Annotated in this window: 5 protein-coding genes; 4 read left to right on the forward strand and 1 reads right to left on the reverse strand. The window is 61.3% G+C overall.

Going from position 1 to position 15,216, the window contains the following annotated elements; all coding sequences use genetic code 11:
• The first annotated feature begins 12 nt into the window (after positions 1 to 12).
• Positions 13 to 7,026, forward strand: coding sequence for an NEL-type E3 ubiquitin ligase domain-containing protein (locus HXW87_RS15950; RefSeq protein ID WP_239776549.1), 7,014 nt, complete (start codon positions 13 to 15; stop codon positions 7,024 to 7,026).
• Positions 7,027 to 7,076: 50 nt separating this feature from the next.
• On the opposite strand, the gene metH is transcribed toward HXW87_RS15950, so the two are convergent.
• Positions 7,077 to 10,787 (reverse strand): methionine synthase, encoded by a 3,711-nt coding sequence (gene metH / locus HXW87_RS15955; RefSeq protein ID WP_182401443.1) that lies wholly within the window; start codon positions 10,785 to 10,787, stop codon positions 7,077 to 7,079.
• Between the two features lie 156 nt (positions 10,788 to 10,943).
• On the opposite strand from metH, the gene HXW87_RS15960 reads away from it, so the two are divergent.
• From HXW87_RS15960 to nfuA, 3 genes are all read left to right on the forward strand, one after another.
• Complete coding sequence (locus HXW87_RS15960; RefSeq protein ID WP_239776550.1) at positions 10,944 to 13,238, forward strand: fatty acid cis/trans isomerase; 2,295 nt, start codon at positions 10,944 to 10,946, stop codon at positions 13,236 to 13,238.
• A gap of 181 nt (positions 13,239 to 13,419) precedes the next feature.
• Entirely contained in the window at positions 13,420 to 14,445 is a 1,026-nt protein-coding gene (locus HXW87_RS15965) for an acyltransferase (protein ID WP_239776551.1), read from the forward strand.
• A 57-nt stretch (positions 14,446 to 14,502) separates the two neighbouring features.
• Positions 14,503 to 15,087 (forward strand): Fe-S biogenesis protein NfuA, encoded by a 585-nt coding sequence (gene nfuA, locus HXW87_RS15970; RefSeq protein ID WP_003225494.1) that lies wholly within the window; start codon positions 14,503 to 14,505, stop codon positions 15,085 to 15,087.
• The last annotated feature ends 129 nt before the right edge of the window (positions 15,088 to 15,216 follow it).

A 15,216-nucleotide genomic window follows, 5' to 3' on the forward strand; every position in this document is an offset into this window, starting at 1 on the left:
AGGAGAGACAGGATGTCCCATCATTCCCCGACGTTGCCCCGTGCGCCCGTCAGCGCCAGCGTCCACGGCAAGTTGCTTGAGCAGATGATCCCCGATTGGCTGATTGCCGCCTCGCCAGCCCGGCAAGCCGCGATGAAAGCGGCCAGTACCCGTCCACCGCCCGGCTATCACGAATTCCCGCAGAAACAGCAACAAGCCTTGAAAGACCAGGTCACGGCTGCCTTTGTCGCCCAGACCCGACTCGACAAGACCATGGCCGGCCTCGAAAGCGTCGAGGCATTTGCCCAAACGTTGCTTGGCGAGGCACTCAAGGATCAGTTCAACATCACGGTCGATCTCGGCAAGACCTTGCTGTGCCTCAGACGGCCCTTCGAACTCGGAGTGCTGGAGGTGGAAGTGTCCACCTTCGAAGTGTTGAAACTGCCATTGTTGCAAGCGGCACTGCACAACTTCGAGGCCTGGGAATGTGAAGCAGGGGCCTATCACGCCAAATCCGGTTTCGTGGTCGAGACAGCGACCCCCGGCGAGTTTCAGGCCGCAGAAATCGGCATCTCGGTCAGTCAGTTTCTGACGCTGTGCCGTTTACTCGACGTCGGTTCGCTTTATCAGACACGGATCAAAGCGTTTTTCGAGAACAACGACACCTTGCGTGGGCAGTTCATTGCCAGTCAGAAAGCCGCGTTGCGTGCCGCCGCGCAATGGGCGCTGCTGAAAAAGGACATCGAGCCTGCCGACTACCGGATGATTCTGTCGGTGGTGGACGGTCAGATCCACCCGCAACTTGGCGGCAAGGCTGTGTGGTTTCGCGATCTGAGCCTGATGAAGCGGCGGATGACCGGTTGCGTCGTGTTCAGCATCAGCGAGCGCTACCGCTACACCAACGAATTCATCGTCTACATTCCCCATGACCCGCAACACCCGCTCAAGCGTTACAGCAGCGCGCAGATGCGTGAGGTGTTCAAACGCAAGTTCACGGCGACCGACACTACGGCGACCGGGCAAGGATCGACCGCTTACCAGCGGTTTTTCAGTCAGTTCGTGGCCTACGCCGACCGCCCTTACTATTTCAGTCAGTTCACCCAGAAGGCCGCGGACGCCCCGAGTGACCCGTTGCATTCGATCTGGGTCAAGGTCGCACAGCTGATACCGCCGCTGTCCACTATCGTGCAGATCAAGGAGTTGCCACCCGAAGTCCCCGGCAAGCGCGAGCCGCACCCTGACCCGTATCTCGACCCGTTTGCCATCACGCGCCAGGACGTTGCCGGGATCTGGGGCGCCAACACCGATTTGTGGCAATACCTTTACGAACAGCACCGGGCCAAATTCATCGCCGACGCGCGCGCCCATGCCGTGCCCACGGCGGACGTCGACGCCCGGGTCCGGGCAGCCAAACTCAATCATCTGCTCGAACTCGGCATGCTGGGATTGAACATGGTGTCGATGTTCGTCCCGGTGCTGGGCGAAATCATGATGACCGTGATGGCGGGGCAACTGCTCTACGAGTCCTTCGAAGGCGCCATCGAATGGTCGGAAGGCGATCGTCAGGCTGCCAAGGCGCATCTGGTCGATGTGGCGCAGAACCTGGCACTGATTGGCGTAATGGGCGCGGTGGGCAAGGGCGTAAGCCGCCTGCGCGCGGCCTCCGCCGAACCCGTGATCGAGCACCTGCAACCGGTCGAGCGGCCCGATGGCTCGGTTCGCCTGTGGAAACCCGACCTCGATGCCTACGCCAGCGATATTGTCCTGCCAGCGACTGTCGGGCCCGACGCGCAAGGCGTGTATCGGTTCGACGGCAAGACCTTCATTCGCCAGCAGGGCAAGCTCTATCAGACGCACTACGACGAGAACCTGAATAACTGGCGCATCCTCCACCCGCAGGATCCGGCGGCGTATCAACCGCTCCTCGAGCACAATCGACTGGGCGCCTGGCGCCACACCCTCGAGCGGCCGCTGCACTGGGATCGACTGACCCTGCTGCGGCGCATCGGTCACTCGACTGAGGCATTTTCGGATGAGCAATTGCTCGAAATCGCCGACCTCAGTGGTGTCAGTGATGATGCCCTGCGGCAGATGCACCTCGATCACCAGCCGGCGCCACTGGCCCTGGCCGACGCGCTGCGCTTGTATGAGGCGAATCAGCAGGTCGGGCGCTTGATCGACCAAGTCGAACGAGGAACCAGGCTTGACGATTCGTACCTGCTGACGCTGCCCATGCTTACGCAAATGCCGCGCTGGCCGAGCGGGCAGATGCTGGAAGTCTTCGACGGACCGCAGTTGTCCGGCCCCAGCCGTCTGTTCGGCGCGCCGTCAGGTGCAATCGAGGGCCCGACGCGTGCGCCGATCCGGATCACCCGCGCCGACGTGCTCGACGGCCAACTGCCTGCGCGCATTCTGGCAACGCTGGATGAGCCGCAAACCGTTTGGCTGCTGGGTGCCGAGCCGGCGCGGGTCATGGAATCCCGGCCGCTGGAGTTGCGCAAACAGATCGCCGATTACTTGCGAACCCGGCAGCCGGCAATGTTCGACAGGCTGTATGACGAACCCGCGCTGAACGACCCGCGAATCGCCAGGCTACAGGCCGCCACGCCGGGGCTGGGCAGTTCGGCGGCAATCCGCGTGCTGCTCGAGGCGAATGCCGAGGAACTGACGCGTCTGCAGAACGGTGGGCGGGTACCGTTGCGGCTGCTGGAGATCTCCCGTGAATATGCCCGGCAGCGGCGTTTCAACCATGCGATTGCCGGTCTGCACATGGAAAATTCGGCCGGCGGCGACAGCCAATGGCTGGCCTTGCGCGCCCTGGAGCGGCTGCCGGGCTGGTCGGACGAAGTGCGTCTGGAAGTACGTGAAGGCAGTGTCGACGGGCCGTTGATCGACAGCATCGGCAGCGAAAGCGCCGGTCAGACTCACTACCTGGTCAAGCGCGGGCCGGCCTATCAGGCGTACAACGCGCACGGGGAAGCGCTCAACGGCGTCCCGCGGCGCGGGGACAACTTTTTTGCCTCGATCCTCCATGCGTTGCCCGATCAGACGCGACAGACTCTGGGTTTTGCCGAGGTTTCGCGTAGTGCCAGACTGCGCCGGGCAGTGATCGAGTATGTGGCCCGCCATCGCACCGAACTGGCTCGGCTGGCGAGCAGGCGCCATGGCCACAAGCAGCGCTTCAAGGCGCCAGTGCGGGTACGCCAGCACGGCCTGGGTTATTACGCCAGCGGTCGCGGCGAAGGCGTGAACCCGCTGCTGGTGACGCGCGTGCAGGACGTGTATCCGGCGCTCACCGATCAGCAGGCGGGCGGGTTCATCCTCAAGCAATTGGCCGCCGGGCGAACTGACGCGCAGATCTACGAGATGTTGCAACGGCGCCTGCGTGAATGGCAGGCGCTCGAATCGACACTGGCGCAATGGGAAGGTGTGCCTTCCCCGGAGCCGACGCTGCAATCGATGATCGGCGGCAAATCCAGCGTCGTGCGCAGCCTCAAGCAGAGCTGGCGCCATGCGCCGCTGGCCGACAGTCAGGCGAGTGCCGCACGCCTCGATCTGACGTGCGACGAGCCGTTGCCGGAGCTGCCGGCAGATTTCTCGCATGTGCGCGACCTGCGCGTCAGAGGGCGTTGCATCACCGATGCCAACGGCGATGAACTGTTGAGCCATTTCCCCAGGCTCAAGGCGCTGCGCATCAACGCCACCGCAGAAACGTTTACCAACGTGCCGGCGGTGCTGCAGAACATGCCGGAGCTGACTGACCTGACGCTCTACGGCGCGATGCCCTATGCCGCCGACATGCCGGCACGCCTGGCTCAATTGACCCGACTTGAAGCATTGAGTGTCAGCACCTCGAGTTATCAGTCGCTGGCGTTCGACGTCAGCGGCATGCGCAATTTGCGCAGCCTGGACATCGTCGCCTATTCATTGTTCGACTGGCCTGCGGGTGCGTTGGAGCTGCCGGCCCTGGAGCGTCTGAACCTCAGGGACACGAGCATCAGCACCGTGCCCGCCGAGCTGCTGCAGGGGCACGAAAAACTCTGGTCGGGGCTGTCGCTGGACTGGTCAAGATTCTCCCGGGAAAACTTCGCGGGCGTGTACGAATACGTCAAAACCCTTCCGGAGCACCTGATCGATCGAGAAACGATGGTCAGGGATTATTGTCGCGGCGAGTTGCGGCGCCTGGGCGAGGGCGTGCATCAATCCACCGAGGGGATATTCCATCGTTTCTTCGAGCAATGGCCCGATGAGCAGCAGCGTTTCACCGCCATCAATGCCTTGAGTGATCAATATGCGGCGCTGGAACGTGAACTCAATCAGTGGCAGCAGCGTCTGGTGGTATCGGCAGAATCGCTGTCCGAACTGATCGCGCGATCAAACCTGGTCCATGTGCTCAAAGCCAGTTGGCGCAACGGGTTGTTCAAGCGCTATGGCGCAACGATCAGCGCCTCGACCGTCGATTTGTCGGGCTTGAGGCTCAGCGAGCTTCCGGTGTTACCGGCAGACGCCTTTGCGCATGTACGCACGCTGCTGCTCAATGGCCAGCGGGTTGCCGGCGCGCAGATGCGCGGGTTCATCAGCGCATTCAGCGAAGTCCGCACCCTTGATCTGAGTAACAATGCCTTGCACGAGTGGCCGATCGAGTCGCAGCGCCTTTCGCGCTTGATGCACCTGGACCTCGCCGACAATCTGTTGACCGATGGTTCAAGCCTGCAGAGCGGATTGAGTGAATTGCCTGCGCTTGAACAGCTCAATCTGCGGAACAATCCGCTGAGCGAGCTGAATGTGGGCAGCCTGCAGCGTTTGAAGGCCCTCGACCTGCAGCGCACGCACCTGCAACACTGGCCGGCAGGCGCAGAAGGCTTGCCGCAACTGTCGTGGCTGGACCTGCGCGATACCCGTATCAGCACGCTGCCGCCCGTCGTGCTTGAGAGCACCTCACTGCTCAACACCAACCTGACCGGTGCGCCCCTGACCGCAGCGGCGTCGGCGCAACTGCGTTCGGCGCAACTGCGGCTCGAGCACGACCTGGGTCTGCCTGCCGGCGCGCTGGATACGTTTGCCCGGGAGCCGGTGCCGGCGACGTTTCCCCCAGCGGAGAACGGTTTGACCGTGGCCCGCCAGTTGCTGCCGTTGACGCCAGCACCCGTCAGTACCGGGCTGGTACGCATGCGCCAGAATCTGCAGCGGATGCAGCCGGCCTTTAGCGATAAACAAGCCATGCAAGTGATCGAGGCGCTGCGTAGCGATGGCGCCACTGATGCGCAGATCGCCGAGCAGATCACGGGCTGGAGTCAGACGTTTGAAACCCTCGTTCGCCGACTCAACGGCTGGCTGTATACCCGGGAAACCCGTGGAGCTGACTGGGTCATCTCTTCGCAGTCGCGCAGCCTCGCGGCGTGGCGCATCCTTACCTGCTGGCGTGCCAGGTTAGCGGTTGCCGGGGGCGATGCGGTTCTGGATCTCAACGGCCTGCAATTGGGCGATCTACCGGCGCTGCCCGAGGATTTCGGGCATGTCGGCAGCCTGGACCTGACAGGCACTCGGGTGACGGCCGAGGGCAGCGACGGGTTTCTCAAGTCGTTCACCCACCTGCGTCATCTGATCCTTAATGGCAATGCGCTCACAGCGCTGCCTGAGGGCGTCCGGCAGATGCCGCAGCTGGAGCGACTCGAGCTTTCCAGCAACCACTTCAGCGGCAGCGAGGACCTGTATGCCGCGCTGTCCGGTCTGGAGCATCTGCAAGCTCTGGACCTGAGCTACAACTACCTTGATGCGTTCGACGTCAGCTATTTCGAGCATTTGCAAAATCTGGATCTGCGCAACAACAATCTGGCCGAATGGCCGGCCGGTGCGCTGGATGCGCGGCACCTGCAGACACTGAACCTCAGTCGTAACGACATCACCGCCATCCCCGAAGAGGCGCTGGACGGTCAGCACGATGAGCTGATGGACGGCACCGACCTGACTGACAACTACAACCTGTCGCAGGAGTCCCTCGAAAGGCTCAGGGCCTATCAGACGGCGGGTAACCGCCAGCGGGTACTCGGTTTTTCGAGTTCCGATCTGGAGGAAATGGCTGACGACGTTGCCGGCGGGCTCAGCTCCACGGAGAGCATCGAGTCGGACGAATCGCTCCCGGACGAACAGGCCCATGCGCAGCAGAAAGCGCCGTGGCTGGCGAATCTGCCGCCGGAGCAGGCGTCCGCCCGAGGCCGGCTCTGGGATCAACTGGCTGCGGAACCGGACAGCGGGGCATTCTTCCATTTGCTTGACCGATTGCAGGACACCCAGGAGTTTCGCGTGGCCAATGCCGACCTGACCCGACGGGTCTGGAGGGTCATGGAGGCTGCCGCCGCCGATAGTGAACTGCGCGAGGTGATTTTCGCCGGCTCGGCCACCCATGGAACGTGCGTGGACGGGCGAATCCTCACGTTCAGTGGCCTGGAGAGCAAGGTCTTTACCTACAACGCCTTGCTCGATTTGCCGGCCGGTCGCCCGGGAATTCGCGGCGAGGCCTTGTTGTCGCTGTCGCGGCAGCTGTTCCGGCTGGACAAGGTCGATGAACTGGCCAAAGCGGCGGCCGCTCGCAGTGGTTTTGACGAAGCCGAAGTCCGTCTCGGTTACCGGATCGGTCTGACCGGTGGCTGGGAGGATGGACTGGAATTGCCCGGGCAGCCGAAAAACATGAAATTTGCCTCCGGTGTAACGCCTCAGCAGTTGTTCGATGCGCGGGCCGAGGTGGTTAGCGCGGAGCACTCCGACCGGTTTCTGGAGGATCTGATCCAGCGCGATTACTGGCTGGATTACCTCAAGGAGCAGCAGCCCGAAGCGTTCAGACAAATGGATGAAGGGCAGTTGATGGAGGAGGGCGAGGACGACGGTCTGAGTGTTGACGACCCGCTTTATCTGAGCCGGTTGTTCGATCAGGCAGCGGCGCGCAATGCCAGGCTCATCGAATTGACGCGACAGGCGATTGAACGGATCGGTTTGTCTGCCGACAAGGCACCAATGCCCGGCTCCTCCGGGCAATCGTCAGGCGCGTAAAACCTGGTGAACGGTCACTCCCCGGCTGATCCGTGGAGTGACCGTCGCGCTTATTCGTCGTAACCGAGGTTCGGCGCCAGCCAGCGCTCGGTCACGCTCAGTTCCTGACCTTTGCGCGAGGTGTAGCTCTGCACCTGATCCTTGTCGACCTTGCCCACGGCAAAGTATTGCGCCTGCGGGTGCGCGAAGTACCAGCCGCTGACCGCGGCTGCGGGGAACATCGCATAGTGTTCGGTGAGGAACACGCCGCTGCGGCCCGCGCGCATTTCGCTGGCCTCAGGATCGAGCAGGGTGAACAGCGTGGCCTTCTCGGTGTGATCCGGGCAGGCCGGGTAACCCGGTGCCGGACGGATACCGGAGTACTGCTCTTTGATCAGCGCTTCGTTGTCCAGCACTTCGTCCTTGGCATAACCCCAGTGTTCTTTACGCACTTGCTGGTGCAGCCATTCGGCGCAAGCTTCCGCCAGACGGTCGGCGAGGGCTTTGACCATGATCGAGTTGTAGTCGTCGCCAGCGTCCTGATAAGCCTTGGCCACTTCTTCGGCGCCGATGCCGGCGGTGGTGATGAACCCCCCGACGTAATCGGTCACTTCGCTGTCTTTCGGCGCGACGAAGTCGGCCAGCGAGAAGTTCGGTTTGCCGTCGGTCTTGATGATCTGTTGACGCAAGTGATGCAGGCGCGCCATGGGCTTGCCGTCATCGCCGTACAGCTCGATGTCGTCATCATGCACTTGATTGGCCGGCCAGAAACCGAACACCGCACGGGCGCTGATCAGCTTCTCGTCGATCAGCTTGGTGAGCATTTCACGCGCATCCTTGTACAGCGCGGTGGCGGCTTCACCGACCACTTCGTCTTCGAGGATGCGCGGAAACTTGCCGGCCAGGTCCCAGGAGATGAAGAACGGCGTCCAGTCGATGTATTCAGCCAGCACGTTGAGGTCGATGTTGTCCAGCACGCGGGTGCCGGTGAAGGTCGGTTTGACCGGCGTGTAGCTGGCCCAGTCGAACTGCGGCTTCTTGGCGATCGCCGCCGCGTAGCTCAGGCGCTCGGTACGGGCGCTGCGGTTGGCGGTGCGCTCACGCACGTCGACGTAATCGGCGCGGGTCTTCTCGACGAATCCGGCCTTGAGTTCCTTGGACAGCAACTGCGTCGCGACGCCGACCGCACGCGAGGCGTCGGTCACGTAGACCACTGCATCGTTGCTGTACTTCGGCTCGATTTTCACGGCGGTGTGCGCCTTGGACGTGGTCGCGCCACCGATCATCAGCGGCAGATGGAAATCCTGACGCTGCATTTCGCGGGCAACGTGGACCATCTCGTCCAGCGACGGGGTGATCAGGCCGGACAGGCCGATGATGTCGCACTTTTCTTCCTTGGCGACCTGGAGGATTTTCTCCGCCGGAACCATCACGCCGAGGTCGACGATGTCATAGCCGTTGCAACCCAGCACCACGCCGACGATGTTCTTGCCGATGTCGTGCACGTCGCCTTTTACCGTGGCCATCAGGATCTTGCCCTTGGCTTCCGGCTTGTCGCCTTTTTCCAGTTCGATGAACGGGATCAAATGCGCCACGGCTTGCTTCATCACACGGGCGGATTTCACCACCTGCGGCAAGAACATTTTGCCGGCGCCGAACAGGTCGCCAACGATGTTCATGCCGGACATCAGCGGGCCTTCGATGACTTCGATCGGGCGGGCAAATGACTGGCGCGACTCTTCGGTGTCTTCGACGATGTGGGTGGTGATGCCCTTGACCAGCGCATGCTCCAGACGCTTGTTGACGTCCCAGCTGCGCCACTCTTCGGTCTCGGCTTCCTTGACGCTGCCGTCGCCCTTGTACTTGTCGGCGATGGCGAGAAGGGCGTCGGTGCCTTCCTGCGTGCGGTTGAGGATCACGTCTTCGACGGCGTCGCGCAGTTCCTGCGGGATCTGGTCGTAGATCTCCAGCTGACCGGCGTTGACGATACCCATGGTCAGGCCGGCGCGGATCGCATACAGCAGAAACACCGAGTGGATCGCCTCACGCACCGGGTTGTTGCCGCGGAACGAGAACGACACGTTGGACACGCCGCCGGAGCTCAGCGCATACGGCAGCTCGTCGCGGATGTAGGCACAGGCGTTGATGAAGTCCACAGCGTAATTGTTGTGTTCTTCGATGCCGGTGGCCACGGCGAAGATGTTCGGGTCGAAGATGATGTCTTCCGGCGGGAAGCCGACTTCGTTGACCAGAATGTCGTAGGAGCGTTTGCAGATCTCTTTCTTGCGCGCCTCGGTGTCGGCCTGGCCGGCTTCGTCGAAGGCCATGACCACCACTGCCGCGCCGTAGCGTTTGCACAGCTTGGCGTGATGGATGAACTGCTCGACGCCTTCTTTCATGCTGATCGAGTTGACGATGCCCTTGCCTTGAATGCACTTCAGACCGGCTTCGATGACTTCCCATTTCGACGAGTCGATCATGATCGGCACGCGGGAGATGTCCGGCTCGCCGGCGATCAGATTGAGGAAGGTCACCATGGCCTTCTTCGAATCGAGCATCCCTTCGTCCATGTTGATGTCGATCACCTGGGCGCCGGCCTCGACCTGCTGCAGGGCGACTTCCAGGGCTTCGGTGTAGTTGTCTTCACGGATCAGACGGGCGAACTTCGCGGAGCCGGTGATGTTGGTCCGCTCGCCGACGTTGACGAACAGTGAGCTGCGATCAATGGTGAACGGCTCCAGACCCGAGAGGCGGCAGGCCTTGGGGATGTCCGGAATCTGCCGCGGCGCGTAACCGGCGACGGCTTTGGCGATGGCTTCGATGTGGCCCGGAGTGGTGCCGCAGCAACCGCCGACGATGTTGAGGAAACCGCTTTGGGCGAATTCTTCGATGACCTTGGCGGTGTCCACCGGCAATTCGTCGTACTCGCCGAATTCGTTCGGCAAACCGGCGTTCGGGTGCGCCGACACGTGAGTGCTGGCCTTGTTCGACAGCTCTTCCAGATACGGACGCAGTTCGCTGGCGCCGAGGGCGCAGTTGAGGCCGACCGAGATTGGCTTGGCGTGGGCCACCGAGTTCCAGAACGCTTCGGTGGTCTGGCCCGAGAGGGTGCGGCCGGACGCATCGGTGATGGTCCCGGAAATCATGATCGGCAGTTCAATGTGCAGTTCTTCGAAGACGCCTTGTACGGCGAAGATCGCGGCTTTGGCGTTGAGCGTGTCGAAGATGGTTTCGATCAGGATCAGGTCGACGCCGCCCTCGATCAGGCCTTTGGTGGCTTCGGTGTAGTTTTCTACCAGTTCATCGAAGGTGACGTTGCGGTAGCCGGGATTGTTGACGTCAGGCGACAGCGAGCAGGTGCGGCTGGTCGGGCCGAGTACGCCGGCGACGAAGCGTGGCTTGTCCGGGTTCTCGGCGGTCTTGGCGTCGGCCACCTTGCGCGCCAGGCGCGCGCCTTCTACGTTTAATTCGTACGCCAGTTCTTCCATGCCGTAGTCAGCCATGGAAATGCGCGTGGCGTTGAAGGTGTTGGTTTCCAGAATGTCGGCGCCGGCATCCAGATAAGCCTTTTCGATGCCGCCGATCACGTCCGGACGCGTGATCACCAACAGGTCATTGTTGCCCTTGACGTCGCTCGGCCAGTCGGCGAAGCGTTTGCCGCGATAATCCTGCTCCTCGAGCTTGTAGCTCTGGATCATCGTGCCCATGCCGCCATCGAGTATCAGGATGCGCTCTTTGAGGGCTTGCTTGAGAGCTTGAAGGCGGACGCTGCGATCGGACATTGGGACTACTCGAAAAGACCATGACGAAGGGCCGGGATCATAGCAAACCTGTGCGCTTTTGGAGCATGTGCCGCTTTTGCATGAATATCGCTCATGTTGGTACGGGCGTCATACTGTAGAATCGCGGGCGTTTTTTTCTGGATCGGGATCAAGGGCATGTCGTACCGCGTCATCAGCATTTTCTTGCTGTTTTTAAGCTGGGGCGTCGTGGCGCAGGAACCCGCGATTTCTCCTGCTATTTCGTACACCCGAGACATCCAGCCGATCTTCACCGAGAAGTGCGTGGCCTGCCATGCGTGCTACGACTCGGCGTGCCAGCTCAATCTGGGCAGCGGTGAAGGCGCTGGCCGTGGCGCGAGCAAGATGCCGGTCTACGACGGCGAGCGCACCCAGGCCGCGCCGACCACGCGACTGTTCTATGACGCTTTCGGCAAACGTGCGTGGCAGCAGAAGGGCTTCTATTCGGTGCTCGACGCTCAGGGCAGTCAGGCGGCGCTGATGGCGCGCATGCTGGAACTGGGCCACAAAACCCCGCTGACCCCGAATGCCAGGTTGCCGGAAGAGATTGTCCTCGGCCTTCAACGGGAAAACCTGTGTGCGATGCCCGCCGAGTTTGAAGGCTATGCCGGCGCCCATCCGAAAGAAGGCATGCCGCTGGCGGTGACCGGCCTCACCGATCAGCAATACCAGACCCTGCAACGCTGGCTGGCGTCCGGTGCGCCGATCGACGAGCAAGGCCTGGCCCCAAGCGCCAAAGAAGCGCTGCAAATCGTGCAGTGGGAAAACCTGCTCAACACCCCGGGCGCGCGGCAGAGTCTGGTCGGGCGCTGGTTGTTCGAACACTGGTTCCTCGCCCATATCTATTTCAAGGACGGCGAGCCGGGGCACTACTTCCAGTGGGTGCGTTCGCGCACGCCGACCGGGCAGCCGATCGACCTGATCGCCACCCGACGCCCGAATGACGACCCGGGCACTCAGGTTTATTACCGCCTGTGGCCGGTGCAAGGGGTGATCGTGCACAAGACTCACATCACTTATCCGCTGAGCGCGGCGAAGATGGCGCGGGTCAAAAGCCTGTTCTACAGCGGCAACTGGCAAGTCAACGCGCTACCGGGGTACGGGCCGCAGAGCCGGGCCAACCCGTTCGCCACGTTCGAAGCGATTCCGGTGCAGGCGCGCTACCAGTTCATGCTCGACAATGCCGAATACTTCGTCCGCACCTTCATTCGCGGGCCGGTGTGCCGTGGGCAGATTGCGACGGATGTGATCCGCGATAACTTCTGGGCGCTGTTCCAGGCCCCGGAACACGATCTGTACATCACCGACCCCAACTATCGCGGCCAGGCCACGCCGTTGCTGGCAATGCCGGGGCAGAACGATGACGTCGGCAGTGTCCTGAGCCTGTGGCACAACTACCGCAACAAGCGCAACGAATACGAAGCCCTGCGCCGCGACAGCTACGCTGACCAACCGCCGCCGAGCTGGTCGACCCTGTGGGCCGGCAACGACAACGCGCTGCTGAGCATTTTCCGCCACTTCGACAGCGCTTCGGTGACCAAAGGCCTGATCGGCGAAGTGCCGCAAACGATGTGGCTGTTCGACTATCCGCTGCTGGAACGCACCTATTACCAGTTGGCGGTCAACTTCGATGTGTTCGGCAACGTCTCCCATCAGGCGCAGACCCGTCTGTATTTCGACCTGATCCGCAACGGCGCCGAACAGAACTTCCTGCGTCTGATGCCGGCCGATTCCCGTGAGGACTATCTCGACGATTGGTATCAGAGCAGCGGCCAGTTCAAGATGTGGCTCGACTACGAAGCCATTGACGACGACAAACCGACCGGGCTGAAGCTCGATCCGAAGGACCCGAAATACGACTTCGCCATGCAACTGCTGGCACGCTACGGCGACCTCAATGCGCGGCCGGATCCGATCAACCGCTGTGACGGCGCCTATTGCTCGCGACCGAATATCGACCCGGCGCTGCAGAACGCCGAACAGGCGCTGAGCCGCCTGACGTCACGACCGGCCGCCGGTCTGAAGGTTATCGACCAATTGCCGGAAGCCACCTTGCTGCGCATCGAAACCCGCAGCGGCAAACGCGAGGTCTACAGCTTGCTGCGCAACCGTGCGCACAGCAACGTGGCGTTTCTGTTGGGCGAATCCCTGCGCTATCAGCCGGAACTCGACACCTTGACCATTTATCCGGGCGTGCTCAGCAGTTACCCGAATTTCATGTTCAACATTCCGGCCGCGCAAGTTCCGGAGTTTGTCGATGCGATGGAAAGCGCCAAGGATGCCGATCGCTTCGAGAAAATCGTCGAACGTTGGGGGATCCGTCGCAGTCATCCGCAATTCTGGTTCTATTTTCACGACCTGAGCCAGTACATCCACGAAACCGAACCGGTGGAAGAGGGCGTGCTGGACATGAACCGCTACGAGAATCTTTGATCGTTGAGATCGACCTGCTGTCCCAACTCCAAGCAACACCGCAAAGCCCCTTTAGGAGCTGCCGAGTGCAACGAGGCTGCGATCTTTTGATTCTTTAACAACAAAGATCAAAAGATCGCAGCGTGCCGCAGCTCCTACAGGAGACCGGAGGTGATTCAGGCATTGTGCACGGGAGCCGATCATGTTGATTTCAGTGCAGGCCCTGCGGGCGCTTGCCGCGTGGACCGTGGTCTGCCATCACTTCATGCAGATTTTCTTCGACTTCAAGGCGCGCGGCCCGGTCGGGCAGTTCTTCATTGATAAAGGCGCAGTCGGCGTCGATGTCTTCTTCGTCATCAGCGGGCTGGTGATTTTCCTGTCTACCGAAAGCAAGTCGTTGCCTCCGGCACGGTTTCTGCTGTATCGGCTGTCGCGCATCGTCCCGGCATACTGGCTGTACACGCTGCTGATGGCCTTGCTGGTGGTGTTCGCCCGGCCGCTGTTACCGGATCAGACGGTGGACTGGGCGCATGTCCTGCTGTCGCTGCTATTCATTCCTGCGCAAAATCCCGGCGGTTATGGGATCTATCCGACGCTGAATGTCGGCTGGACGCTCAATTACGAAATGCTTTTCTATGTGTTGTTCGCCTGTGCGCTGGTGTTCCGCTGGCAGGTGCGCTTGCTGGTGGTTGGCGCGTTGCTGTTTTCGGTTTGTCAGGCGTTTGGCTGGATCAACGAGTTTTACCGTTCGGACATCGTCTACGAATTTTTGCTGGGAATCGGCATTGGCGTGCTCTATCGCCGGGGCTGGATCGGTGCAGGTTTATGGCTGCCGCTGTTGGCGATGGGGGCCGCGTTGACAGCGGTTTACCACCTGACGCCGGCGCCAAGGTTGTTGAACTGGGGGATTCCGAGCGCGGTGCTGGTGATGGCGTGCATGGCACTGGAGCGCTACGTCGAGCACAATCGCGTGATGAAATGGCTCGGCGACTGTTCCTATTCGGTGTATCTGATGCATGTGCTGGTGCTGTCGGTTGGCGGTTTTATCGCGCGGCGTTACGGGGTCAACCCGTATCTGATGTTCATCGTCTGCGCGGTGGCCATCGCTGTGGGGTCATGGTTGAGCTACGAATGGGTGGAAAAACGCAGCTATCGGTGGCTTAAAGCACGGATCGATGGTGAACCGCTGCGCGTACCGGTCGAGAATCTTTCCCGACAAAAATACTAGGACTTTGTCCGGCGCAATGATTGGCGTAAACTGCGCCCAAGCCTGCGAGGAGTTTCCATGACCGCTATTACCATTACCGACGCCGCCCACGATTACCTGGCCGATCTGCTCTCCAAGCAGAACACCCCGGGTATCGGCATCCGCGTCTTCATCACCCAGCCTGGCACCCAGTACGCCGAAACCTGCATTGCCTACTGCAAGCCGGGCGAAGAAAAACCTGAAGATACCGCGCTGGGGCTGAAAAGCTTCACCGCCTATATCGACTCGTTCAGCGAAGCGTTTCTCGACGATGCCGTCGTCGACTACGCCACCGACCGCATGGGCGGCCAGCTGACCATCAAGGCGCCAAACGCCAAAGTCCCGATGGTCAACGCCGACAGCCCGGTCAACGAGCGCATCAACTATTACCTGCAAACCGAAATCAACCCGGGGCTGGCCAGCCACGGCGGTCAGGTCAGCCTGATCGATGTGGTCGAGGACGGCATTGCCGTGCTGCAGTTCGGTGGCGGCTGCCAGGGCTGCGGCCAGGCCGACGTGACCCTGAAGGAAGGTATCGAGCGCACCTTGCTCGAGCGTATTCCAGAGCTCAAAGGTGTGCGCGACGTGACCGACCACACGCAGAAAGAAAACGCCTACTACTGAGTAAGGTGTTCACTGCGAACATGAAAAACGGCGCCCCGTGAGCGCCGTTTTTTTATGTCCTTTTGTAGCGAGGGGATTTATCCCCGATGGGGTGCGAAGCAGCCCAAGAAATGGAACTGCTGCGCAGTT

The organism is Pseudomonas sp. Y5-11, assembly GCF_022368695.1.
Classification (GTDB): domain Bacteria; phylum Pseudomonadota; class Gammaproteobacteria; order Pseudomonadales; family Pseudomonadaceae; genus Aquipseudomonas; species Aquipseudomonas parakoreensis.

What these genes read in the sequence shown, in the direction of transcription:
- HXW87_RS15950 (WP_239776549.1), top strand. Translation starts at nt 13, where the DNA reads ATGTCCCATCATTCCCCGACGTTGCCCCGTGCGCCCGTCAGCGCCAGC.
- metH (WP_182401443.1), bottom strand. Translation starts at nt 10,787, where the DNA reads ATGTCCGATCGCAGCGTCCGCCTTCAAGCTCTCAAGCAAGCCCTCAAA.
- HXW87_RS15960 (WP_239776550.1), top strand. Translation starts at nt 10,944, where the DNA reads ATGTCGTACCGCGTCATCAGCATTTTCTTGCTGTTTTTAAGCTGGGGC.
- HXW87_RS15965 (WP_239776551.1), top strand. Translation starts at nt 13,420, where the DNA reads ATGTTGATTTCAGTGCAGGCCCTGCGGGCGCTTGCCGCGTGGACCGTG.
- nfuA (WP_003225494.1), top strand. Translation starts at nt 14,503, where the DNA reads ATGACCGCTATTACCATTACCGACGCCGCCCACGATTACCTGGCCGAT.